General features: G+C 44.5%; 19 protein-coding genes. 7 read left to right on the top strand and 12 right to left on the bottom strand.

The features are described 5' to 3' along the window. Nucleotides 1-19 precede the first annotated feature (19 nt). The 6 genes from NSQ55_RS11125 to NSQ55_RS11100 all read right to left on the bottom strand — a co-directional run bounded on the left by NSQ55_RS11125 (nt 20) and on the right by NSQ55_RS11100 (nt 6,631). Nucleotides 20-748: a lactate utilization protein gene (locus NSQ55_RS11125; RefSeq protein ID WP_339173290.1), complete on the bottom strand. Its 729-nt coding sequence runs from the start codon at nt 746-748 to the stop codon at nt 20-22. After that, complete coding sequence (locus NSQ55_RS11120) at nt 741-2,294, bottom strand: LutB/LldF family L-lactate oxidation iron-sulfur protein (RefSeq protein WP_339173288.1); 1,554 nt, start codon at nt 2,292-2,294, stop codon at nt 741-743. The genes NSQ55_RS11125 and NSQ55_RS11120 overlap by 8 nt, the downstream gene beginning before the upstream one ends. Continuing rightward, complete coding sequence (locus NSQ55_RS11115; protein ID WP_076130354.1) at nt 2,291-3,019, bottom strand: (Fe-S)-binding protein; 729 nt, start codon at nt 3,017-3,019, stop codon at nt 2,291-2,293. The genes NSQ55_RS11120 and NSQ55_RS11115 overlap by 4 nt, the downstream gene beginning before the upstream one ends. A gap of 26 nt (nt 3,020-3,045) precedes the next feature. After that, entirely contained in the window at nt 3,046-3,804 is a 759-nt protein-coding gene (locus NSQ55_RS11110; protein ID WP_076130355.1) for a DeoR/GlpR family DNA-binding transcription regulator, read from the bottom strand. Between the two features lie 40 nt (nt 3,805-3,844). Continuing rightward, nucleotides 3,845-5,914, bottom strand: coding sequence for a bifunctional aldolase/short-chain dehydrogenase (locus NSQ55_RS11105; protein WP_339173286.1), 2,070 nt, complete (start codon nt 5,912-5,914; stop codon nt 3,845-3,847). A gap of 216 nt (nt 5,915-6,130) precedes the next feature. Beyond that, the gene (locus NSQ55_RS11100; RefSeq protein WP_248548008.1) at nt 6,131-6,631 is read right to left on the bottom strand and encodes a GNAT family N-acetyltransferase; all 501 of its coding nucleotides are present in this window, start codon (nt 6,629-6,631) and stop codon (nt 6,131-6,133) included. Nucleotides 6,632-7,012: 381 nt separating this feature from the next. Here NSQ55_RS11100 and NSQ55_RS11095 point away from each other — a divergent pair, with 381 nt between their 5' ends. From NSQ55_RS11095 to NSQ55_RS11080, 4 genes are all read left to right on the top strand, one after another. Further along, nucleotides 7,013-7,921 carry an alpha/beta hydrolase gene (locus NSQ55_RS11095; RefSeq protein ID WP_339173283.1) on the top strand — a complete coding sequence of 303 codons (909 nt, stop codon included), beginning with the start codon at nt 7,013-7,015 and terminating at the stop codon, nt 7,919-7,921. Nucleotides 7,922-7,950: 29 nt separating this feature from the next. Next, nucleotides 7,951-8,817, top strand: a complete 867-nt coding sequence (locus NSQ55_RS11090; RefSeq protein WP_339174476.1) for a sugar phosphate isomerase/epimerase family protein — start codon at nt 7,951-7,953, stop codon at nt 8,815-8,817. A gap of 440 nt (nt 8,818-9,257) precedes the next feature. Next, nucleotides 9,258-10,286, top strand: a complete 1,029-nt coding sequence (locus NSQ55_RS11085; protein ID WP_339173280.1) for a glycosyltransferase family 4 protein — start codon at nt 9,258-9,260, stop codon at nt 10,284-10,286. 157 nt (nt 10,287-10,443) lie between these two features. After that, nucleotides 10,444-11,412 carry a glycoside hydrolase family 43 protein gene (locus NSQ55_RS11080; RefSeq protein WP_076130361.1) on the top strand — a complete coding sequence of 323 codons (969 nt, stop codon included), beginning with the start codon at nt 10,444-10,446 and terminating at the stop codon, nt 11,410-11,412. Between the two features lie 73 nt (nt 11,413-11,485). Here the strand turns inward: NSQ55_RS11080 and NSQ55_RS11075 are convergent, their stop codons facing one another. Further along, nucleotides 11,486-12,280, bottom strand: coding sequence for an AraC family transcriptional regulator (locus tag NSQ55_RS11075; RefSeq protein WP_076130362.1), 795 nt, complete (start codon nt 12,278-12,280; stop codon nt 11,486-11,488). 133 nt (nt 12,281-12,413) lie between these two features. Here NSQ55_RS11075 and NSQ55_RS11070 point away from each other — a divergent pair, with 133 nt between their 5' ends. Then, nucleotides 12,414-13,757 (top strand): glycoside hydrolase family 30 protein, encoded by a 1,344-nt coding sequence (locus NSQ55_RS11070; protein ID WP_339173277.1) that lies wholly within the window; start codon nt 12,414-12,416, stop codon nt 13,755-13,757. An 89-nt stretch (nt 13,758-13,846) separates the two neighbouring features. Here NSQ55_RS11070 and NSQ55_RS11065 read toward each other — a convergent pair whose 3' ends face one another. From NSQ55_RS11065 to NSQ55_RS11045, 5 genes are all read right to left on the bottom strand, one after another. Beyond that, nucleotides 13,847-16,264 (bottom strand): TIM-barrel domain-containing protein, encoded by a 2,418-nt coding sequence (locus NSQ55_RS11065; RefSeq protein ID WP_339173274.1) that lies wholly within the window; start codon nt 16,262-16,264, stop codon nt 13,847-13,849. A gap of 22 nt (nt 16,265-16,286) precedes the next feature. Further along, nucleotides 16,287-17,891 (bottom strand): extracellular solute-binding protein, encoded by a 1,605-nt coding sequence (locus tag NSQ55_RS11060; protein ID WP_339173271.1) that lies wholly within the window; start codon nt 17,889-17,891, stop codon nt 16,287-16,289. Nucleotides 17,892-17,939: 48 nt separating this feature from the next. Beyond that, nucleotides 17,940-18,863, bottom strand: a complete 924-nt coding sequence (locus tag NSQ55_RS11055; protein WP_076130365.1) for a carbohydrate ABC transporter permease — start codon at nt 18,861-18,863, stop codon at nt 17,940-17,942. A gap of 17 nt (nt 18,864-18,880) precedes the next feature. After that, nucleotides 18,881-19,804 (bottom strand): ABC transporter permease subunit, encoded by a 924-nt coding sequence (locus tag NSQ55_RS11050; protein WP_076130366.1) that lies wholly within the window; start codon nt 19,802-19,804, stop codon nt 18,881-18,883. A gap of 82 nt (nt 19,805-19,886) precedes the next feature. After that, nucleotides 19,887-21,491: an extracellular solute-binding protein gene (locus NSQ55_RS11045; RefSeq protein WP_076186969.1), complete on the bottom strand. Its 1,605-nt coding sequence runs from the start codon at nt 21,489-21,491 to the stop codon at nt 19,887-19,889. A gap of 256 nt (nt 21,492-21,747) precedes the next feature. On the opposite strand from NSQ55_RS11045, the gene NSQ55_RS11040 reads away from it, so the two are divergent. Further along, entirely contained in the window at nt 21,748-23,472 is a 1,725-nt protein-coding gene (locus NSQ55_RS11040; RefSeq protein WP_339173267.1) for a histidine kinase, read from the top strand. Nucleotides 23,473-23,486: 14 nt separating this feature from the next. Next, nucleotides 23,487-25,097, top strand: coding sequence for a helix-turn-helix domain-containing protein (locus NSQ55_RS11035; RefSeq protein ID WP_339173263.1), 1,611 nt, complete (start codon nt 23,487-23,489; stop codon nt 25,095-25,097). The last annotated feature ends 704 nt before the right edge of the window (nt 25,098-25,801 follow it).

Here is a 25,801-nt window from a genome sequence, read left to right as displayed (position 1 = left end):
CAACACTCCTTATCTCCTATCAGCCTACTAGCAAAGCGAATACGATTCCTGGACCATGCACGCCTATCGTCAGATCATTCTCAATATCCGCTGAACGGCTAGGTCCGGAGATAAAATGGATGCCCGCCGGCAGCCCCGATGGCCCAGCTTCATCAAAATCAATAAGCACCTCACCGAGACGAGTCTTCAGCCGCTCCAATGGAACGATGGCAACTAATGCGGTAGGTAATAAGCTGACTGAACGGCCTTTATCCTCAGAGGACAGCACAGTAATGGAGCCTGTATAGGCAACTGCATAATCCGCAATCACAATTCCAATATCAGCCTCGGCTGCCCTAGCTTTCCATGCCTCCTGATCATCCGTATTCCAGACAGACACCCGTGTATCTGTGAGTTCCTCCTCTAGTCGAAGTGCTGCTAGCTCGGTGACATTTTGCCGGAGAATATACCGTGCGAGCATCTCATCCGCTTTGCTGACGATAAAAGCCTTGGCTTCATCCATATCCTGCACACGAAATACATGGCCACCGGCGCTTTGAAAATTCGCCGTAAATTGTTCAATCCTTTCCTCCGGACTCCACTTGAATTGCTGCCAGTACTGCGGTGCGCCGCGAAAAGGGTGTGCGGGAGCTTCAGTAATTCTCGGCCGCTTCAGGCGGCGAGCGATATCATTCATGAATCCCTGCTGCTTTTCACGTGAATCCTGCTCCATACGTTCCAACCAGTTACTGTGCGTCCCTTCAGTCATGTCCGACCCCTCCTTCCAGCTCTTCCCGCTTCCGCTTCGCTAGTAAATCTTCCATTCGCTTCTGTATCGCCGGGTCCATTTCGCGACTGTTCTTGTCTAGCTCCTGTTGCAGCCCCTTCCAGCTCTCACGGAAGGATTGATCTGCCAGCTTCGGGGCGATCCGATAATTGTTCCAGCCTTTCAGCGGCCCCAGTTTCGACGGAATTCCTCCGTCTCGCACGAGCAGCTTTTGCCCGATTCTACCTACCTTCATCACATTACTAAATCGCTGTGACTTCGCCATAATCGCCCCAAAACCCTTCATGCCGAGACCTTCTGCCTTATCCTCATAACCACGTTCAACCTTCCGCCGCCGTAAATAGATGAGCATATCATGCAGAGGAATTTTGACCGGACAGGCTTCATAACATGCTCCGCATAGGCTAGAGGCTGAGGCGATGTCATCCCATTGATCTACATTTTTATTCAGCGCCGGGGTCAACACCGCTCCTATAGGTCCGCTATACGTTCCCCCATATGCATGACCGCCAATATGACGGTAGACAGGACAAGCATTCAGACAAGCTCCACAGCGGATGCAATTCAGCAGCTCCTGAAACTCAGGATCGCCTAGCTGCTCAGATCGGCCATTATCAAGAATAATAATATGCTGCTCTTCCGGCCCATCACCATCGTTGGTTCTGCGGGGACCCGAAATACCCGACATATATACCGTTAACTTCTGCCCTGTTGCCGAACGAGGCAATAATGTAGCCATCACTTCAAGATCACTCCACGAAGGAATAATCCGCTCCATCCCCATCAGGGTAATTTGTGTTTTCGGTAAAGTGGTGACCATACGAGCGTTGCCTTCATTCTCGAACAGCACCATCGAACCCGTCTCTGCAATAGCAAAGTTACAGCCAGTCATTCCGATATCCGCATCAAGGAACTTCTCTCTCAGCTTTCGCCGTACAAATCCAGCAAGAATAGTAGTTTCAGGCAAAAGCTCCTCCCCTGCCTCTTTGGACAACAGCTCGGCAATCTGGTAGCGGTTCTTATGAATCGCCGGAATAATGATATGTGACGGGGTTTCCCCGGCAAGCTGGATAATATACTCCCCCAGATCCGTCTCTATGGTCTCCACACCAATGGATTCCAGCGCCTTATTTAAATGCAGCTCCTCAGTAACCATTGATTTGGATTTGACCACAGAAGCTGCCTGTTTTCGCTGCGCGATTTCAAGGGCAATCTTCACAGCCTCTTCACCCGTTGCTGCAAAATGAATATGTGTGCCGTTTGCTCTTGCCTTGTCAGCAAAAAGATTCAAATAGTAATCAAGATGGGCGATCGTGTGTAGACGGATTTGCCGCCCACGTTCACGCCACTCTTCCCAGTGGCCATGATCGTTAGCCGCTTTTTGTTTTCCATCACGCAGTCTCTCCGTGGTAAAACGAACAGCCTTGCGTAAAAAGTCATTATTCAGTGCCAAGTCTGCACGCTCTTTTACTGTTGCTGGCTTTCCATTCTCTGAACTCGCCGTGGAATTGGTGGTGGCTTGGCTCATTTATCAGTCACCCCCTCATATAGCAGTTCTGCTAAATGCATAACTCGAACGGGTTCGCGGCGGTAACGCAGATTCCCGGCAATATTCATCAGACAACCCATATCCAGACCCGTTAGGATTTCTGCTTCCGTCTCCAGCACATGATCTGATTTCTCAGTGACCATCGCCCCGGAGATATCAGACATTTTCACGGCAAAGGTTCCACCAAACCCACAGCAGTCCTCAGCAAAAGGCAGTGGTACCAGCTCCATCGCCTTCACATTTTGCATAAGCTGCATTGGTTCGTCGCGAATCCCTAGAATCCTTGTGCCATGACAGGAAGGATGATAGGTAACCTTATGCGGAAACACTGCTCCTAGATCAGTTACGCCAAGCACCTGCACCATAAACTGGCTGAATTCATAGGATTTGCGTTGCAAATTCTGCGCCTTGACCAGATTAACCGGATCTTCCTGAAACAGCTTAGGGTAATGATGAAGCATCCCCGTACAGGATCCGGAAGGTGCAATGACAAAATCACTGTCATCGAAGGCCTGCAGAATCGTAAGTGCAGCTTGCCGCGCTTCATTCCAATATCCACTGTTGTACGCAGGCTGTCCGCAGCAGGTCTGCACCTCCGGGAACTCCAGCTGTACGCCATATCTGGCCAGCAGACGAGCCATGGCTTCCCCGACCTTCGGGAACACGGCATCGCTGACGCAAGTTATAAACATCGATACCTTCATGCCTTCACCTCCTGCACAACTATTTACTACACCGTCGTTATTGCGATGTTCAGCTTCTGCAACTGCTTCATTTGTTCTTCAACAGGGCTGTAATCCGTTATTAGAACATCCACATCACTAGGAGCCGCAAAATGTGTGAACGCTTGAATTCCGAATTTACTGGAATCGCATAATAAGATCACTTGCTCCGCTATAGAAATCATCTTTCGTTTCACCATAGCTTGCAGCTCATTTGATTCACTAGCGCCACGTTCGAGATGAAATCCTTTGCAGGAAAAAAACATTTTATCCACGTGATACAATTCAAGCGAACGTTCTGCTAAATGACCCACATAGGACATTGATCTGCGGCTCAGTTGCCCGCCTGTAGAAAAGACCTCGATCCGCTCCTTCCCGCTTAACTCTGCTGCCACTCTAGTAGAATTGGTCAACACAGTGAGCGGCATATCCGGCAAATGCGAAGCCATATACCAAGCCGTTGTACTGGCATCCAGTAAAATCCGATCGCCCGGCTTAATCATCATTACCGCCTCACGGGCAATCCGCTGTTTCTCCGCTGCATTCATGATTTCTCGTTCGGCATAAGGAGTCTCCGGTTGCCGGTCACGCAGGCTAACTGCTCCGCCATGCGAACGCAGCAGCCGAGACGCTTTTTCCAATCGATCCAGATCGCGGCGAATGGTTTCTTCGGTCACTTGGCATAATGTACTCAATTCTGAGACACGGATGCTGCCACGTTCATTCACTAGTTCTACGATTCGTTCATATCTGTCTGCAATCAGCATGATTTCCCTCCGTTATCCCTATCTATATTCAAGCTACTTCTTATCTAGTAAAAGCTGCTGGCACTCCACCGTCGATTGTCAGCATACAACCCGTAGTTTTCTCTGACTTGGAAGAAGCAAAAAAAGCAACGCCTTCGGCAATATCACGTGGATAAATATTAACTAGCAGCGTCGTGCGTTTACGGTAATGCTCCTCTAATTGATCCGGCTCAATCCCGTAAGCAGCCGCCCGTTCATTACGCCAGTTCGAATTCCAGATGGCTGATCCTTGTAGAATTGCATCGGGCAGAATCGTATTGGCACGGATGCCAAACTCTCCACCTTCAGCTGCTATGCAGCGGGCCAGATGGGCTTCGAGCGCCTTGGCAGAACTGTAAGCCGAGACGCTTTTACCTGCAAAAATAGAATTTTTGGAGCCGATGAATACCATGCTGCCTCCGATTTTTTGCTCCTTCATCACTTTAAAAGCTTCGCGTGCAACGAGAAAATATCCTGTGCCCAGCACAGAAATATTCAAATTCCACTCTTTCAATGAAGTCTCATCAAACGGACTGGAGGTTGCAAGCCCAGCATTATTAACAATAATATCGACCCCGCCATAAAAAAGGGCTGTCTCCGCATAAGCTGCGGTTACCTGCTCTTCCTGAGTTACGTCCATTTTAACGGCGAATGCACGATTTTCACCAAACTTAGCGTTAATCTCTTCCGCTACTTTTTGTGCACCCTCCAGATTGAGATCTGCCAATACAACATGCGCTCCTTCTGATACTAAACGACGAGCCGTCTCACTCCCAATTCCCCCAGCACCACCTGTAATAAAGGCAACTTTACGGGAGAACTCCGCTTCTGCCGGAGCCAATGATAATTTATATAATTCCAGGGGCCAATATTCCACATTGTACGATTCATTCTCACTTAGAGAGACGAAATCTCCCAGCGCAGTAGCTCCGCGCATAACAGCAATCGCCCGGTGATACAAGGCTCCGCTGATCTTAGAATTGCTCCAGCTTTTACCTGTGTTGATCATGCCCACGCCAGGGATCAGGATCACACGTGGCGCAGCCTCGAACATTACATCGCCTTCATGTTTATTACGGTCGAAGTACGCTTTGTACTGCTCCTTATAAACGCTAATCGCTTCGCTCAGCTTCACCTTCAAGCCATCGATATCATTAGTATTTGGCTCCCACGCAACAAAAAGCGGCTTCATTTTGGTATGTACCAAATGATCTGGACAAGCTGCGCCTACACCGGATAACTTCTCCGAGTCAGCCCCTCCTACAAAACGCAGCACATCCTCCGCATCGTCGAAGGTCAAAATCATTTTACGCTCATCGCTGACCGCGCCTCTGATCAGTGGCATCACTACCGCCGCTACAGCCCGCCGCTCTGCTTCTGGAAGTGCTTCTGATTTGCGGCCGCCAAATAGGTTCTGATCTTCAATTCTTTCTTCAATATAACTTTCCGCTTCGTTAATTATGGAGATTGTTTTGGCATAACAAGATTCAGGTGTATCCCCCCAAGTCACGAGACCGTGTTTCTCCATCAGCACTAATTCAGCTTTCGGGTTTGCGAGCACACCTTCGGCAATCATTTTGGATAAAGTGAAGCCTGGACGGATGTATGGCACCCATACGAAACGATCCCCATAAATCTCACGGGCAATTTCCTTACCGTTATGAGCGCAGCATAAACTGATAATGGCATCTGGATGCGTATGATCCACATGCTTGAAAGGTAAAAATGCATGCAGTAACGTTTCGATAGAAGCACGCGGATGTTTAGGATCAATCATACAATTTGCGAGATAAGCTACCATCTCTTCATCTGGCATTTCATCACGTTCAAATAACGGGGCAATATCCTGAAGCCTTAGTCCGGTAAAGTTGCCTGCTTTCATCGTAGCAAGGTCAGAGCCGCTGCCCTTCACCCACATTACTTCTACCTCACGCCCGCGAAAATCCAATTCTATCGTTTTGCTGGAGGTATTCCCTCCGCCAAAGTTACAGACTCTGCGATCTTCGCCCAGCAGATTAGAGCGGAACACTAATGCATCCAATCCCCCGTCTAATTTCGTTTCCCGAGATGAATCCCATAAGTTTTGTATCATTTGTGAATACCTCCGTTTTTGAATGTTTGTTTTTTTGTTTATTTTTGTTTGTTTTGATTTTAAACTATTTGTTTGTGTTTGAATAGAGCGCTTTCAAAAAAAATTTAAATTTTTTTCACATTTTAGACGAATCTCTATTGGATGAACTACAATAACATCGCGAATAACAAAAAAGAGCTGCCTCTTGGCAACTCCTCCCCTATTTTTCACACCAGCTTAAAGGGTGATCCAGTAGTTACATTTTTCATTCTCAATGCCATGTAGTATTCCTTTGTTCGCTTCAATAACCTTTCTCGAAGATATATTGTCCGGCTCACAAGTCAGCATGACCTTATCAATCCCCATGTCCGCAGCTTTTTTTAACAGCTCTGCCAAAAAAATCGTGCCATAACCCTTTCCTCTTTCACTGGGTCTGATACTATAACCGATGTGTCCACCTGACTTCCTCAATTGATCATTTAAGGAATGTCTTAGTTTTCCGACACCAACGGGATAAGCGTCAATCAGTAGCCAGTAGTTGGTTTGTGCTACATACTGTGGTGGAAGATTATCACCTTGTGAAAGTGCTATCCGATCCTGGATGAAATCAGGAAATTGACTGTAAGCCAGATCAAATCCGTTATTGACGAATCCATTTTCCCCCGGACCTATCTCCACAATCAGCTCAAAAATATCGCGTCCATCTGAAACACTAGCTTCCTTTAGCTCAACGAGCATAATCATCCCCACCTAGAACGTTATTAATAACTTCCCTATCAAAATTTACCGCAAAAGAGACCGGCATGCATTATTTAATTGCACATTCTACAACTAAAATGATCTTCAATGCTCACGCCTAATGTGTTAAGTGTACTTTGTGCAATTAACTTCGCCCAATTTAGCTGAATCAGCTAAATACGAGAGAAATAGTTGTACGAAGTACATCTATTTCACCGTAGTGAGAGTAAAGTAGCAATTTAGTTGTATGAAATACACTTATCTGGTCTGCACCCCTCTTTTCACAGGAATGTTCCTATTGCGCGCTCCTCCTTCCGCACTCTCGTAGTATACTTATTGGAATAAGATACAGATGTTGTATTTTCACTAAGGAGGTTTGTGATGGTAAATAGCTTTAAGAATGCCAAGGTGCAAGAACGAGTGTGGCAATCCTACCAACAGCTAGTTGATCAGTGGCCTATTCCTCTTGAAGAGCTCGATCTCCCAACCACATATGGGCTGACGCATTGTATCCTTACCGGGCAAAAGAGTAATCCCCCTTTATTTCTGTTTCATGGCGTTGGTGATAACTCGGCGGTCATGTGGCTCCTTAACATCGAGGAATTATCGCGGCATTTTTACTGCGTTGCTATTGATACTCTGGGCGGACCCGGAAAAAGCATTCCTAATGCGCACTTTAATAAACAAAAGTTTGAGCAGGTGGAATGGATTAATGAAATAGCCAAACATCTGAGCATAGACATCTTTAATATTGCAGGGGTGTCAAATGGCGCCTATATTGCTTTTAATTATGCAACCAAGCAACCGGACAAAGTGAACCGTGTGATTTGTTTGGAAGGCGGAATGGTCACCACACCCATCAAAACCATGCTGCAAACGCTAATGATGATGTTCCCAGAGATTCTGATTCCCACGGATCGCAATTTACTGAAAGTGCTGAAGAAGTTAAGTGCGCCTGACTCCCCTTTATTTGACAATCACCCAGAAGCAGCTGCTCATCTAATCCTTTTAATGCGAGCTCATAATCAGCAAGCTATGTTTGTTCATAAGCTTCAAAAATACGATAAAAACGCCGCAGTTGCCGTCAGAGATAAGCTCTATTTTTTAGTAGGAGAACACGCTTTAAAACAATCAAAGGATTTCATAGATATTTTAGAGGATGGAAAGTTTCATTACCAAGTCATCCCCCGTGCGGGACACGGCATTAATCATGAGCAACCGGATAGAGTCAACACTGAAATCATCAATTTCCTGACCGGCGATAATGATAAATCACTTGCATCCTTATGAAAGCGTTACTATTATGAAGGTTATTACTCATACTTACTCTATTAAAGGAGAGGTTACCCATCAGATACGGAACTCTAGCCCACACATTTGGCTGCCTGCCGCTCAAGTCGTTAACTGCAACCCTTCAGAATTATGATATCGATTTTGTTCAGCTTGCATTATCCAAAGCCATTCAGGACATCGACACTTCTACCGGTAAATTAAGTCCAGGTCTTGCCAGCTATATTGGCGAACAATTTGACAAAGCAGGAATACGTATCGGTGTTTTGGGCTGTTACATCAACCCTGTTCATCCGGATCCTGTCATCCGGAGAGCTGAGATCAATCGTTTTAAAGAGCATCTTCGTTATGCCCGCCAATTCGGCGCACCTATGGTGGCAACAGAGACAGGCGCGCTGACTACTTTTCAAGCACAAGATCCGGTCCATTACGAAGCTATCGGCTGGGATACGTTAAGGGCAACTGTAGAAGAACTTGCAGAGGAAGCTGAAAAATGGGGCGTTTTTCTAGGACTAGAAGGGGTCTGCACACATACACTTTCTACACCAGACAAGATGCGCCGCATCTTAGATGAAGTCCCATCAAGCTGTATAGGTGTTGTATTGGACCCTTGTAATTTTATTGGCACGGCTGCGCATTTGCAGGATCAAATTGTCGATGATTCCTTCAGATTATTCGGCGACCGTATCATTCTGGCGCATTTAAAAGATATCTATCAAGATGGTGAAAAAGCATACCACGGAAAAGCAGGCAGCGGAGTATTCCATACCGAGGCTTTCCTGCGCAAACTCCAAGAATATAAGCCAATGATCGATGTGTCATTAGAAGATATCAAGGATCTGGAGGTTAATGATACGGTTGCTTTACTGAAGAAGATTGCTCCTATAACACAATAAAAATCCATTTCTGAGGATAGGTGTTAGCAGCAGCTGCGCATCTATCCCCAGCTTTTTCTATGCTCAAAAATAATGCTTCCAGTTATTGAGCAGATGATCATCCTCTTTCTGCAGCAATTTAGAGGCATATACGATTTGACCTGTATGATAGGAATAATGCTCTGCACTCCGATCATAATCTTTTGAATACTCCAAGTATTATTCTACATTCCAGCCCCCTCAGGGAAACTAATGGTGACCTCCTGTTCTAGATCAGCCTTCGTCAAATTGCCCACCACCGAACGGCTTTCTTCCCTCATACTCCCCCCTCTTCCTTCTACTTTTCTTTATAAACTTGATAAATGGTACTTTTCTATAGGAGCTGAATAAAATAAAAAAAGGAACGATTGAATCATATTTTTTCATATTATAGCTCTAACTTGGAAGGGACGGGATTATCAATGCAATTCACATTCCCTATTCTGACCTTATCTCATGGCGGAGCACAACGTATGCTAGTAGAGCTCACCAATGGGCTGACAGACTTGGGTCATCAGGTCAATCTCCTTTTGCCTGTGGATGGCGCTATTTCTTATGATGTGCGCGCAAACGTAATCCGCTCCTCACATATGAATATTCACGAGCATGACTTTCCTCCCGGAGACGTCATTGTTTCTAATTATTATACAACTGTCCCCATTGCCCAAGCTGCGAGCGAGCAAGGAAAGGGTATTCATGTACGTTTGTCTTTATGTTATGAGCCACCTTTTTTACCGGATAACGGACGCTCCTTCCCCTCCTATCACATCACTGAGCATCTTATCGTTTTATCACGTTGGCAGCAGGAGCTGATCCGTTTAAATCATGGCATCACCGGCAGTATCGTGCCCATTGGCATTAGCTCCTCTTTTAAAAATATGAATATCCGTCACAGTCTTCAAGAGCCTCTAAACATAACAGCTATATTAAGAAAAACAGAACGAGGTTTCTCCTGGCACCGTGAGCAAGATTATCTTATAGAACAGCTGGATTACGTAAAAAGCCAATATCCCGATGTAAATATTAACTTCATCAGTCCGCCTGACGAGTTCAACACCTCAGAAATTCTCCAAAGAATGAAAGCTACTGGAAAATATCGGTTCTTTACGCCAGCAAATGATGAGGAGCTCTGCTATCACTATAACGGTGCGGATATTTTTGTTAGCTCAAGTATTTTTGATACAGGCTCTTTACCGGGACTTGAGGCCATGCGTTGTGGAGCAGCGTTAGTCTGTGTATATTCGGGTGGGAATATGGAATACGCCCATCACAAGAAAAACTGTTTGCTCTCTTATCGATATGAGAACCGGCTCGGTGAAGATGTCATCCGCTTAATACGTGATCCCAACTTAAGAACTAAATTAGCGGAGCAGGGGGAAAGATATTCGCGCAAATGGACTTGGGAAAATAGTGTCAGATTATTTGAACAAGCGATCACAGATTTATTATAAAAATATAAAAAAGCAAGTCTCCGGTGGCCGAGATTTGCTTTTTTATTGATCCAAAAGAATCATTGACTAGAGAAATAATACAAGATATTATGTAAGCGTTATCAATTGCAAAATAATGAAACACTTTAGGGAAATCTAAACTAAAAGGAGAAGGAATATGGCGAAAAAAGGTAGGCAAGGTTATCGGTTGTTATTGTTGTCTTTTTTAATGCTTTTTACAACTGTTTTTTCAGCAGGATCGCAAGCTTATGCAGCAACCTGGAATCTGACTGGAGATACCAATGTACACGACCCTTCATATATCAAAGAGGGAAACACACATTGGGTATTCAGCACGGGATCAGGTCTCCAAGTGATGTTTTCAAACGATGGAACGAACTATATTCGCTCCCTCCCGATTTATAACTCGAAACCCTCCTGGTGGAGCTCTTACGTTCCCAATCAAGAAGGGCTAGATGTATGGGCTCCAGAAATTTTCTACTATAACGGTACCTATTACCTCTATTATTCTATCTCCACATTCGGCTCAAGAGTGTCTGCTATTGGTTTAGTAACTACTAAATCGATCTCCGGGGGAAAATGGACGGACCAAGGTGTCGTTATCTCGTCAAATGACGCCTCCAATTATAACGCCATTGATCCTAACATTACGGCAGATGCTAACGGAAACCTATGGATGACCTTCGGTTCCTGGAGCAACGGGATTTACATTACCTCCATCAACAAAACAACCATGAAGCCAACGGGCAACTCCTATCGCATTGCCACTAAATCCGGGGGGATTGAAGGCTCCAGCATGGTTTACAATCCAAATACCGGATATTATTATCTATTCGTATCCATTGGCCAATGCTGCTCAGGCGTAAACAGCACCTATAAAATTGCAGTGGGACGCTCAACCAGCGTACTGGGTCCTTTCTATGCAAAGGACGGTACTGATATGAAAAATGGCGGGGCTACGGTCATCGATAGCGGCAACAGTTTTTGGGCGGGTCCTGGTGGACAGGATATATACGGAACCAACGTTATCGTCCGCCATGCTTACAGTGTCGCCGAGAATGGTGCACCCAAATTGTTAATCAGTGATCTCGAATGGGATTCAGCTGGCTGGCCTTACTATAATTAACGTCTAATCGAGGAGTTGCCCCTAAGCCCTATTCTGTGATTTATGGGGCAGCTTCTTTTTACTGCTAAACCTTCTACTCTCTCTTTCGATAAATACCTGGCGAGACACCATAACGCTCCCGAAACACCCTGTGAAAATAGGTATAACTTCCAAACCCCGTCTCCTCTGCTATACGCTCTAAGGTGTAATTGGTATTGTCCATTAATCTCAGTGCCATCGCAAGCCGGATTTGCCCCGCATATTGCATAATAGAATAACCGAATTGGATTTTGAATACATGCACGGCCCTTGTCACACTAATTCCAGCATGAGCGGCTACGTCCTTTAGTCTGATCTCTGAAGTAGCATGCTCCTCCACATAACTCTTCATCTTAAGTCCGTGTAGAAGTGAAGCCGAAGATGATGCAGGTGCCTCTTCCATAGCCCGATCTAACAGCAAACATAAAGCTTTAAATAGCGCTTCTAGTATTTCAGGGCTACCCCCGTCTAGTCTTCTATTCTCCAGATCAAGCTGTTGCCATATACTTTGCAGCTTACCATCATCCGCAATTCTAACCTTTTTGGGTCGCTCACGCAGGTTCCACCAGTGGTCCACCCATTCCCCTGTACACATTACAAAATAGTCCACACTATGTCCCAGAGGACTTTTCTTTTCACCGATTCTCAGATCATATATATCATAGGGCTTAAATAATAGTAGATCCCCAGGTACTACGGTAGTCATTTCTCCATCAATGAGGACTTCACATTCCCCTTCGGCTTGCAGCCTGATGATATAGGTATCCAACCCACTGCGATATAGTTGCCGAAAAGGCTGAGTATGGCGGATAAATCCACACAAACTAATTTGAACGCTGTTTGTTTCCATCGCATTTGCTCCTCTTTCTATAATAATCAATGACCAGATTGTTGAGGTTCTTAGCCATATAGTTTCTTCAAAGTGCAGTGAATCTCCTTCTATAATAAAGACAGAATTCATATGTAGGAGGTTATCAACCATTATGAGTAAAACTATTCGCGTCATTCAAACCGCTAAAGAAACCACGGATCGTTTAACAGAAAAGGACCCTCTGATTTTCCTTCCCGATACGTCAGGAGTCGAATCAGAGCTAATCAATATCTATGATGATCTGGAGTATCAAGAAATTGAAGGCTTTGGTGGAGCCCTTACGGAGTCCTCTGCCGTTACTATCGCTAAACTTAGTGAAGCTAAACAAAAAGAAATCATTGACGCTTATTTTCATCCTGAGCACGGCATTGGATACACCCTTTGCCGCTCACACATCCAAAGCTGCGACTTCTCACTGGGCAACTATGCTTATGTAGAGGAAGGCGATGCGGAGCTACGTTCATTCGATATTTCCAGAGATCACGAATCAATTATCCCCCTCATAAAAAATGCTGCCGCAGCAGTAGGTGAAGATTTTCGTCTGTTCTCTTCCCCATGGAGTCCTCCAGCGTTCATGAAGACAAACGGGCAAATGAACGGAGGCGGAGCTCTTAAGCCTGAATATCGTGAGGCTTGGGCTAACATGTTCGTTAAATATATTGAGGCGTACGCTGCAGAAGGGATTGATATCTGGGCTGTCAGTGTTCAGAATGAAGCCAAAGCTGTACAAAGATGGGATTCCTGCCTGTATACCGCTGAAGAAGAAAAGGATTTTGTGCGTGACTACTTGGGACCTGCTCTGGAACAAGCGGGCTTGGGCCATGTAAAAGTTATGATCTGGGATCATAACAAAGAACAGGTATATGACCGTGCTAAGGTTGCTTTTGAAGATCAAGCAGCGTCCAAATACATATGGGGAATCTGCTTCCATTGGTATTCCGGTGATCACTTCGAAGCCCTCTCTGCTGTACATGATCGTTTCCCAGATAAAAAGCTGTTCTTCAGCGAAGGCTGCCAAGAAGGTGGCGTTCATCTCGGCTCATGGAACACTGGTGAACGTTACGGACATGATATCATTGGCAATCTGAACAACTGGATGTCGAGCTGGACAGACTGGAACATTGTCTTGGATGAGCAAGGTGGACCTAATCATGTAGGAAATTACTGTGACGCTCCAATTATCGGAGATACCAAAAACGATGAAATTACTTTTGAGAGCTCTTTCTATTACATCGGGCACTTCAGTAAATATATTCGTCCGGGTGCTAAACGCATTGGTTTCTCCAAATATACAGATAAGCTTGAAACAACAGCTTTTCGCAACCCTGATGGCACTATTGCTGTTATCGTTATGAACCGCACAGAGCAAGAGCTTCCATTCACCCTGCGCTTCCATGACGAACTGGCTGAGAACATGATTCCGGCTCATGCCATTCAAACCCTGCTAATTAAGTAGCAGCGGTTCATTCCTAATAAAAAAGAGGTTCTCTTTATGCCAGCGCACAGAGAGAACCTCCTTTTTTATTAAATTAAATGAAATAGTGCTTAAAGTCTTGCCGACAGTATTTCGCATAACGCTCCATACAGTGTATGTTCAAGATCCAACGAGGCAAGAGAAGCCAGGGCTGCCATCGGCGTTACTGCTGCTTTGACTACATGGTAAATTTGTTCTTTCAATTGGAAAAGAATTTGCGCACGGTTCAGAAGGCTGAACACCTCATCATCTACCGAATTCACCGCAATCCGGGCATCTGTGAACGTTACCTCCAATGAATGCTCTACCGCTTGATCCGAAATCATGATCGTAAGCGTATGTGTAGCCTCATCATAGTCCATGTTTGCTTCGATTTCTGTGCCGCCAGCGAATACCTGTACCTTCGTATCAGCAAAACCAACAAAGGACAGCTTCCACGATCTCCGCTCAGGCACAACCTTTGTATTTCCCTTAGCAGAGAGGATCTTGAAGCTCGCTCTATCCCCCATTTCCAGGATCATTTCTGTATCACACCATTGATCGTCCTGATCCTCCGCAGTATCGCCCTCATCCTCCCAGAGATGAAAATGACCCCTTCCTCCCGCAAATACACGGACCTCCATATGCCTCGGATTATCCACTGAAGAGGTAAATTGCGTCAGATCTGCCATGGGCACAATAGCACCCGCTTTAGCTAATACAGGGATATTCTCAAGATTACGATAAAGAGAAAGCTTTCTGCCACCGTCGTACACTCTTCCGTTAAAAAAATCTATCCAAATCCCTTCAGGTAACCAAGCCTTAAATTCGGCAACGCCTACCTTTGGGTTGACCGGCTGTGTAATCGGACAGGCAATAAGTTCCGTTCCGAAATAATATTCATTGGGCACTTCATAGGCTTCATTCGACAACGCATGATGATAATACATCGGTCGGATTAGCGGAAGACTATCGCGGCTGGCATAGCGATTCATCGTGTACAGATAGGGAAGTAAACTATGCCGCAAACGCAGGCAATCCTTCATCACCTCTTCCGCAATCTTATTGAATCGCCATGGCTCCTTGCTGTTAAAGGCACTAGCAGAACTATGTAACCGCAGAATAGGCGAAAACACACCGAATTGCACCCAGCGCATTGCCAACTCATCGTCTAAATAACCATTCATATGGCCCCCGATATCATGGCTCCACCAACCATATCCCACGTTAGCGGCGTTGGCTGTGAAGTATGGCTGGAAATCCAGCGACTCCCAAGTAACAATGGTATCTCCAGAGAAGCCCACAGGATAACGATGGCTGCCAAGACCTGCATAACGGGAAAAAGTAATCTGCCGGTTGCCTCGCCGGCCGCTATCCAGATAGTGATAATGGTTCAGCATCCAAAGCGGATCTAGTCCCGGTACTTTAGTCACTCCACCCTGCTGCCAATCAATCCACCAGAAGTCCACACCTTCATTCTCTAGCGGATGATGCAGATACTTAAAGTATGCTCGCAAAAAATTCGGATCCGTGATATCAAATTCCACAGCATCCCCTTTTTCCGGGTCCATACCCATCTCCGCAGCAATGGCAAGATAAGGATCTTCAAACGCCCGTACACCGTCTGCTGGATGTACGTTGAGCGTTACTCGAAGTCCTTTTTCATGCAGCCATGCCAAAAATCTTTGAGGCTCCGGAAACAGTTCCCGGTTCCAGGTATAACCCGTCCAACCACTGCCGTACTGCGGATCAATATCGACGAGATGCCAATCCATATCTATAACAGCGACGGAAAACGGAATTCGTTCGAGCTCAAACCGCTCCATTAACGCTTTGTATTCTTCTTCTGAATATCGGTAATAACGGCTCCACCAGTTGCCAAGGGCATAACGTGGCAATAGGGGCGTACGACCGCAAAGGTGATAGAAATCCTTCAAGCAGTGCAAATAATCATGACCGTATCCAAAAAAATAAACATCGAGGCCAGCCAACGCCCGTAGCTCGACCCGTCCATCCTCTTCCAGTACTAGGGAGGTGCTATCATCAATTAACGTATACCCCGCACGCGAAAGTAGTCCGTGCTCCAGCGGAATGGCACCATCTGCATTATCCAGGGTACGTGCAGTCCCTCCCAAATCTTGGACTGTATCTCCATAATTCCAGACACTCATTAGGTGACCCGCTTCGTTTCTCACCCGAACATTGAGACCATGCCGGGAGAAAGGCTGCTTGTCATAAGTTAAATGCAGGCGCTCCGTAATCAACTCAAGTTTATTCCCCAGATCCATTACGCGGAACTCTGGAACCGGGAAATTGCGATTCACAACGGTCTGCGACGCCCGATCTTCGAAAAAACCTTCCTCACTATATTCCATCCGGATAAGCTCCGGAGTTAAGACAGTGAACCGATAGCACTCCCCCTGAATAATCGCGTCAGCATTACTGCCTGGTTCAGAATGCAGCTTTAATTGGGCTGCCAAAGGGGTTGGCTCTTTCATTATATTTCCCATCAAGTAAAAACCTCATTTCTTGTTATTCAACGCCCATATAACGGCTGAAAGCATCTGTCCGAATTTTCACCATCTTTTCGAGGCCCATCCCCCGTAGCTGCTTCACATAGTCATCCCACTGCTCGTCAATATCACCTGAGATTATAAATTGAGCACGCATTGTATTGACGTAACTATCAATATCGGTGGTCAAGGTCGGTAGCTCCTGAAACTCTTCTGCAGTGTACATTACGTTGGGGAAAGGTGGTGTTGTGTAGTTACTTCCCAGCTTATCGAGTTGTAGCTTCAGTCCATCTCCGGTTTTAGGATTTAGAAAGATAGTCTTTTCAAAAGCTGGGCTTACATATTTCGGCCCAAAATCCCGGAGTGACTGTTCCCAATACCAAGCATCCGCACTGGTGCCGGTTGGAGGGTCCATCAATGTATACGTACCGTTGTCATTTTTCTTAATCACCGTTCCAATGGCACCCCAGAAATTCTGAATGCTGGCTTCATTGGTATAGAACTGATCCGCCCAGCGTGCTGCAATTTCTGGATACTTGCAGGATGTGGTGATCAACAGCTCGTTGCGTTCCAGATTCATCCCATACGGGTTCCCAACGGTGTAGCGCTTCCCGTCTGGTCCAGCAATTGGCGGAATGGTCACATATTGATCACTCCATTTGCCAAACATAGCGTCTGGCGTCCACTGATAAGAGAAGCCTACGATTGGAGCATCCGGATTTAGAAACTTTGCCGATCTCATCGTTTCGTCTTGAGTGAATACTTCTTTATCAAGTAATCCGTCTTTAAACAATTTGCTCTCCCATTTGAGCCCTTCTTTGTATTCCTCTGAAATCGGGTAATAAACCGCATTTCCGTCCTTGACCACCATGAAGTTATTATTCAAATCTGCAATTCCGAAGGGACTGATTAGATCATTACTTAATTCGATAAAAGGAATCTCATCCTGTTTTCCGTTTCCATTCGGATCTTGTTCTTTGAAGGCTTTTAGCACGTTATAAAGATCGTCTATCGTATCCGGTACCTTCAAACCCAATTTGTCCAGCCAGGTTTTATTAATCACAGGCTGACGTGAGCTTTTAGGACGTGAGGGTAATCTTGCAGGAAGCGAGTAGATTTTCCCGTCAGGAAAGGTGCTGATTTTTTTCATTTCCGGTGTTTCTTCCATAGCTGCTTTGAGATTAGGCATGTTTTGCTCAATATAATCATCTAGCGACCGAAATAAGCTTAAATTATTGACGATATCCGCATCTCCAAAGGTCTGACTCCCTAAAATGATGTCTGGAAGTGTGCCGCTGGCCAGCATAATAGACTTCCGTTCACTCCAATCATTGGAGGACATCACCTGCCACTCGATTTTGACATTCGTGTTCTTTTCCAAATCCTTGAGCCATTGATTCTCGGTAAAAGAATCTCCCATGCTTACCCACCGGACAGTGAGTACTTTCAGCGTCACAGGCTTATCCACTATCGGCAATCCTTCTTTGTTAAATCCGCCCGGCTCAGGTTCAACAGAATTAACCCCATTGCTCCCTTTACAGGCAGTAAGGCTAGCAAGCAACGTTGTCACTAAAAGAATGACGGTGATTGTTCTATATATCCTGTTTTTTTGTTGCTTTTTCATAACGTTCTTGCTCCTTACGAATGAATGTTAGTAGAATAGCCGAATGTACTATTCCTTCACTGCGCCGATCATTACCCCTTGGTTAAAGTATTTTTGTACAAAGGGGTACACACACATAATCGGAACCGTTGCCACGATAATAACAGAATACCGCATCATATTGGCGAGTCGTAGTGCGATTTGCGCAGCTTCCCCGGTTCCCATCCCCGATTGCATCTGATTGGTGATCAGAATATTTCGCAGAATCAGCTGCAAGGGATACATATTAGGATTTTTCAAATAGATCAAGGCATTAAAATATGAATTCCAGTAACCAACGGCGATCCATAGACCCAGCACGGCAATAATCGCCTTCGATAGTGGCAAAACGATCTGTACAAAATATCGAAGATTTCCACAACCATCGATCTGTGCAGCTTCCCATAAATCTCCCGGAATACTCGACTGAAAAAAGGTGCGGGCAACGATAATGTTAAACACCCCAACGGAGAAAGGCAGTACCATCACCAGAAATGTGTCGTACAGATGGAAATCACGGATCGTTAGAAAAGTCGGAATTAACCCTCCATTAAAAAACATCGTAAAGATGAAAAACAGGGAAAGATATTTTCGCCCCACAAGATCCTTTCTGGACAACGCATAGGCCGCAGAAATATTTACAATTAAACCGATTGCCGTCCCTACCACCGTATACATGATGGTATTCCAGTAACCGATCCAAATATTTTCATGACGCAGCAGCTCTTTGTAACCATCGAAGGTGAACCCTTTAGGAAATAACCAAACCTGCCCCCCCGCCACCGCGGAAGGATCACTGAACGAAGCAATGACGATAAAATATAGCGGATAGATTAAGATAACTAGAAAAATTGCTGATATAACATACATCACTATTTCCATTATAGTATCCGAAGAACGATTCTTCTTTATTTTCCCCACATTCCCTTTAGTAACTGTCTCTAAACCTCCCATTTCAATGCTCCTCCCTTCTACCACAAGCTATTTTCGCTTAGTTTTTTAGAAATCTGATTGACCATGATCAATAAAATAAAATTAATAACGGTGTTAAACAGGTTGATCGCAGAGGAAAAGCTGTATTGACTGCTGAGCAAGCCAATTTTGTAGACATAAGTAGAAAGAATTTCGCTTGAAGTGATGTTCAAGTCATTTTGCATTAAGTACACTTTTTCAAACCCAACCCCAAGCAATCCACCGACCCGCAAAATAAGCAAGGTTATCGCTGTTGGCATCAGCATCGGAATATCAATATAACGAATTTTATGCATCCGGCTTGCTCCGTCTACGGTTGCCGCCTCGTACAAGCTAGGATCAACTGCGGAGAGCGCAGCGATAAAGATAATGCTGTCCCAGCCGACATGCTGCCACACATCTGACCAAACATACACACTGCTGAATAATCCAGCGGAGCCAATCAGATCAGGAGCCTCTTTTCCAAAAAGACTATATATATTGCCCAGCAGTCCGGTGCTAGGTGAGAACAAAATCATCATTAAACCCACCATTACTACTGTGGAGATAAAGTGCGGCATATAGGACACCGTCTGGAAAAAACGTCTGAACCGGTTAGGTCTCATCTGGTTAACCATCAGCGCCAGTATAATTGGAATCGGAAAGGTAATCAGACTGTACACACTGATGATCAGTGTATTTTTAATCGTTGATGAAAATTGATAGGAATGAAAGAATTTCTCGAAGTATTTGAATCCTGCCCAAGGGCTGCCTCCAATTCCCAACGCCGGGCTATAATCCTTGAAAGCAATCAGCACCCCGTACATTGGCTTGTACGCGAATAATAACGTCAGAACTACAGCAGGAAAAAGCAATAGATAGAGACCCCAATTTTGTTTGATTTGTCCGAATTTCCGCCCGAAATGAAGTGGACTAGATTTCATGACATCCCCTCCTTATTTAAAATAGAGAATGCTACCCCACAGCTATCCTGCAGGGCAGCACCTTTTTCGAAAGACGAATAGGTTATTTCACGTTCATATAACGGCTGTAAGCATCCGTGCGAATCTTAACTAACTTTTCAAGTCCCATTTTATTAAGCTTACTCACATAATCATCCCAGCCCTCGTCAATTCCGCCTTTGCTAATAAATTGCGCCCGCATAGTATTCACATAGCTGTCGATATCCGTAGTCAAGGTTGGCAGCTCCTCGAACTCCTCAGAAGTGTACATTACGTTAGGGAAAGGTGTGGTTACATATTCACTGCCCAGCTTATCCAGTTGCAGCTTCAGTCCATCTCCACTTTCAGGGTTCAGGACAATTTTCGATTCAAAGGATGGGCTCACATATTTCGGTCCAAAATCACGTAGCGATTGATCCCAATACCAAGCATCTGCGCTGGTTCCAGCTGGTGGATCCATCAATGTATAAGTGCTATCATCGTTTTTCTTAATAACCGTTCCAATCGCACCCCAGAAATTCTGAATGCTCGCTTCGTCAGTATAGAACTGATCTGCCCAACGTGCGGCAACCTCAGGATATTTGCAGGACGTGGTGATCAGCAGCTCATTACGGTTAAGATTCATCCCAATCGGATTCCCGATCGTATAACGTTTACCATCTGGTCCGGCAATCGGTGGAATCGTCACATATTGATCGCTCCATTTCCCAAACACGGCGTCTGGAGTCCATTGGTACGTAAAGCCTACGATTGGAGCATCCGGATTCTGGAACTTAGCCGATCTCATCGTATCGTCCTGAGTGAATACCTCTTTATCTAGCAAGCCTTCCGCATACAATTTATTTTCCCATTTGAGACCTTCTTTGAACTCCTCCGAAATAGGGAAATATATCGCTTTTCCGTCCTTGATGATCATATTATTGTTATTCAAATCGGCAATTCCGAAAGGACTGATCAAGTCATTACCAATTTCAATAAAAGGAATCTCATCTTGTTTTCCATTCCCATTCGGATCTTGTTCTTTAAAAGCTTTGAGCACGTTATAAAGCTCATCAATCGTTTCAGGCACCTTCAAGCCCAATTTGTCCAGCCAGGTCTTGTTAATCACAGGCTGACGTGAGCTTTTTGGACGTGCAGGAAGTCTTGTTGGCAGGGAGTAGATTTTCCCGTCAGGAAATGTGCTGATTTTTTTCATTTCTGGGGTTTCTTCCATAGCTGCTTTGAGATTAGGCATATTTTGCTCGATATAATCATCAAGCGGCCGGAAAAAGCTCAGATTATTTACGATATCGGCATCCCCAAAGGTTTGATCTCCCAAAACGATATCCGGAAGCGTGCCACTTGCCAGCATAATCGACTTCTGCTCACCCCAGTCATTGGAGGACATTACTTGCCAATCGATTTTGACATTCGTATTTTTCTCCAGATCCTTCAGCCATTGGTTTTGCGTAAAGGTGTCCCCCATACTCCCCCAACGGACAGTCAGCACTTTAAGTGTCACAGGCTCATTCACAATCGGCAGACCTTCTTTGTTATAGCTGCTCGTTTCATTTGTCGCTGCATTATTCCCGTTGTTACCGCCGCAGCCAGCAATTCCAAATACCATCGCAGCCGCCAGCAGACCCACAGTCCATTTCTTTGCAGTTTTTTTCTTACTGTGTTGACTCATCTCTTAATCCCCCATTTCAATTTATCAAAATGCATCTGAATAGCTTTATAATAACTTCTTATTTTTTCGTATTCCGGACACATTAAGACGGTTATCCAGACCTTTGAATTCGCTTACAAAAAACACAAAAGCTAAATGCTCTACTTGGGGAGATTTAATAACAGTATCCCGACTTCTGTATGTGCTATCCGGACTTTGAGGGAAATCACTAGCGAGTTCTTATGTTTTTTTCACGCAGAGGTTTTATAATGACTTTATGATCAAAAAAACAGCGAAACATAAAACCTACCCCATTCGCCATTATATAAAAGTCATGATGTTGGTTTCATTCACAGTCCTTATTCTGGATTTAGGAATCAGCATCGCTTCCATTTCCATCGTTAAGCAGCAGTCCACTCGAAATTTGCAGGATACTGCGGCGCTTTACATCAATCGTATTAATCATGATTTTGCCTACATTAATCACTATATGGGCTGGACGCTTGGGAACGATGAGAGCTTACTAACGATGAATACTTACGGGGTCAACAGTATCGAGTTCTTAAAAGCAAATGATAATCTGTTCAAACGCTTTACCGAGCTGCAAAAAAACTACGGGCATGAGTATAACTTCTTCTACTACTTGAAAAATGAGACCTATTTTTTGAATTGTGCACCGATCAGCGTAAGCTATACGGATTACAGGGAGCTGAAAAAGAAGATTATTTCTTATATTGATGATAAGGAGATGTATGAGAAGTTTTATTCCAAATGGACGCCTATTCTTGTGAACAACCATTATTATGTAATTAATATCGTGCCCTATTACAATCGCTATTTAATTGGACTGATCTCCGCAGATAATCTGATCCGGCCGCTACGCCAAATTAATCTTGGCGCCAATGGTTATGTTTCTCTAGTAGATGAGAATGAACAACCTTTAACCAGTCCGATCTCCAATAGCGGAACGTTAATAACGGAAAATGGGGGATTCGCTAATCTTTTGCAATCGCGTACAACCATCAACAGCGCATTCTCAGACACCACCTTCAGCACCAAAATGGTCATTAAATATGGCATATTCGAAAAAATCATGATTGCCCAGCTGCTTATTATGTTATTGTTCTTCATTGTGACCTCCACGTTATGCATTGTTCTGCTCTTTTTCAAAAAAAGAGTGTTAGGTCCGATTCAAAGCTTCTCCGATAACCTTGCTTTCATTAATGAGTCTGGGCAACCCGCAGATTTCAAAAGCAGTGAGATTATAGAGCTGGAACAAGCAAACACTCAGTTTAAAGGCTTGGTTGAACAAATCAAAACCTTTAAAATCGCTATGTACGAGCAGGAACTGGAGAAACAAAGAATACAGCTGGACTATATGAAGCTACAGATTAAACCACACTTTTTCTTAAACTGTCTGACTAGCATCTATAGCATGGCGCAAATTCATATGTATAAAGAAATTGAAAATATGACGTTGTCTACCTCTAAATATTTCCGTTACATTTTTCAGAATGGCGAGAATTTTGTCCGGTTGGAGGATGAAATCGAGCATGTCCGAACCTACTTGGAGATTCAAAAGCAACGTTATCAGGACGCATTTATTTATTACATCGAACAAGAGGATCAGGCAGGCAGTGTGGAAATTCCACCGTTAGTGCTGCAAACCTTTATCGAAAATTCAATTAAATATGCGATTTCACGCGAACATGAAGCCGAGATCAGACTTACAGTACAACGATTACAGATGGAACAGGAAGAAGAAATGCTCGTTATCCAGCTCACCGACACCGGTCCCGGTTTTCCACCTCAGGTGTTAGAGAAACTTAATCTTGGAGAGCCCTTGGATCAAAGTAAAGGTACGCAAATCGGCATTATGAATACGCTTAAAAGACTAGAGTACCTATATTTAAAAAGAGCAACCGTCACCTTCTCCAATTTGGAGGGCGGCGGTGCTAGTGTAATCTTATATCTTCCGAAGCTTCCTAATAAATCTAAATGAATGGAGAGCAAACTATGAATGTACTGCTTGTTGATGATGACTTTTATGTTATTGCCGCATTGCAAAAGAAAATAGATTGGGAATCACTCCACATTGATACTGTTTATACGGCTAATAATGTCGCTCAAGCACGTGAAATAATAGAAAAGCATTCTGTTCAAATTCTGATTTCAGATATTGAAATGCCGCAGGGCAGCGGACTTGAATTACTAGCATGGATTCGCGAGGGAAATTATAGTATTCAGACTATTCTTCTTACCAATTATGCAGATTTCAACTATGCGCAGAAAGCAATCGAATTGCAGAGCTTTGAATATTTCCTCAAGCCCATTGAATTTGACAAGCTGATGTTGATCATCCAAAAGGCGGTCACCCAAGCAAAAGAGCAGCAAAAAAACGAAAAAGCCATTCAGGGCGGTTACTTTTGGCAAAAAAATCAGGCGAAGATTCTTGAGCATTTTTGGCGGAAGCTGGTCAGTGGCAGTACATCATTTCCGATTAAGTTGGCAGACATCACACATGCCATTGAAGAACAAAACCTCTCCTATCAAATGAGCGATACTCTACAGCCTTTGATATTTAACTTATTCCCTTACAATGGCAGCATGGGAAAAGAAGAAAAGGATCTGTTTGATTTTGCCCTGCTAAATGTATTGTACGAATTGTTTCAACGCCCTTGTTTTACCATCGAAAGCATTCTGGAATATAAAGATTATAACTGGATCGCCATTTTAAAATGGAACCAGGCACCAGACACGCAACTGCTTGAAGCATTATGTTCTTCTTTTATTCAAAAGGCGAATCCTTATTTAAAATGTGATGTCTGCTGCAATATTGGCTTATACGATAAACTGAGTAATGTAGGGAATGTTCTAAAACAATCCCTGACTATGGATGAAGAAATTACGAGATGCAGAAATCAGACCTTTTTGGTGGAGGCTTATCTGCAGCAAGATAAACCGGGCTATGCACCACCGGATCTTGCCTATTTGGAAGAGCTGCTGAACCAGAATAAATTCACTGCTTTTCTTGAAAAAGTTACACAATATTTAAAGGTCATGCTTAACAATAGAACACTTGAGACCTCTGTCCTTAGCTTGTTCCGTTTAGATGTAGTTCAGCTAGTCTATTCATTTCTCAACCTGAAAGGGATACGATCGCACAAATTATACTCTGGCAAAACTAATGATAAATTATCTATGCACTCTTTGGATTCAATCGAGGATATGGAAGAATATCTTAAATACCTTGTCACTACAGCCATGAAATATCGTGACTTTGCTGCCCAGCCTAAGTCCGTCGCAGAAGAAATCAAACAATACATTCATTCACATTACGGCGATGACCTGACCCGAAATGATTTGGCTGAAATTGTTTATCTCAATCCTGATTACCTGGCGAGGATATTCAAACGAGAAACTGGGGTTTCATTAGGCAGTTACGTCATCCACGTCCGAATCGCTGCTGCGAAACATCTATTAGAAACCACAAATATGTCTGTATATACCGTCGCGAACAAAGTCGGCTATAGCAACTACTCCTATTTCTCCAAGCTTTTCAAACAAGAGGTAGGTCTCCCTCCAAACGATTATAAGAAGGAACAACAATACAATCCAGCTTACTAAAAGAGGGTAACCAAGCATCTAGTTCATGGATGCTTGGTTACCCTCTTTGGGATATCTTCTGAATATTAATTACTGTCTACCTTTACTCCTACGCTGCCGGGCGTCATTTACGCCGAACATTACTCTTATATCCAGTAAGCACCCGCCCCACCCTCGCTCCTCTGATGCTTCCGGACCCAGATGACGCTATTTGCCCATTTATCGCCTTTTGAGCACAGTTTCGGACTCCAGTGCAGTTATTCATGAGATATTGCTCCAAATCGAGTGTGTTTATGGTCAATAGCGACTATGCGGTCCGTTAGAATTCCAAATGTGCCATAAAGCAACGTTTAAGGTCAGCTGGGTCCGATAGCTACTTCCTACGCGGAAATCTGGAGCTAATTAGCGTAGCTTGCCGGGGATCAAGGGGACAGCGCAACTCCGCCAGTAACTATCCGCTTCACTCTTGCACACAGTAATCATCCACCGCACCTTTACTCCTACGCTACCGGGAATCTTACACCTCATACCTTACTCTTACACCCGGTAATCATCCGCCACGCCTTTTCTCCTACACTACCGGAGTCATTTACGCCGAGCTTACTCTTACAACCAGTAACCACCCGCCCCACTCTCGCCTCAGGTGCTTCCGGACCCAGATGACGCTATTTGCCCATTTATCGCCTTTTGAGCACAGTTTCGGACTCCAGTGCAGTTATTCATGA

This window comes from Paenibacillus sp. FSL H7-0943 (assembly GCF_037963265.1).
Taxonomy (GTDB): Bacteria; Bacillota; Bacilli; order Paenibacillales; family Paenibacillaceae; genus Paenibacillus_AQ; species Paenibacillus_AQ odorifer.
The sequence above is the reverse complement of the archived record's forward strand: the minus strand, read 5'-3'. Positions and strand labels throughout refer to the sequence as shown.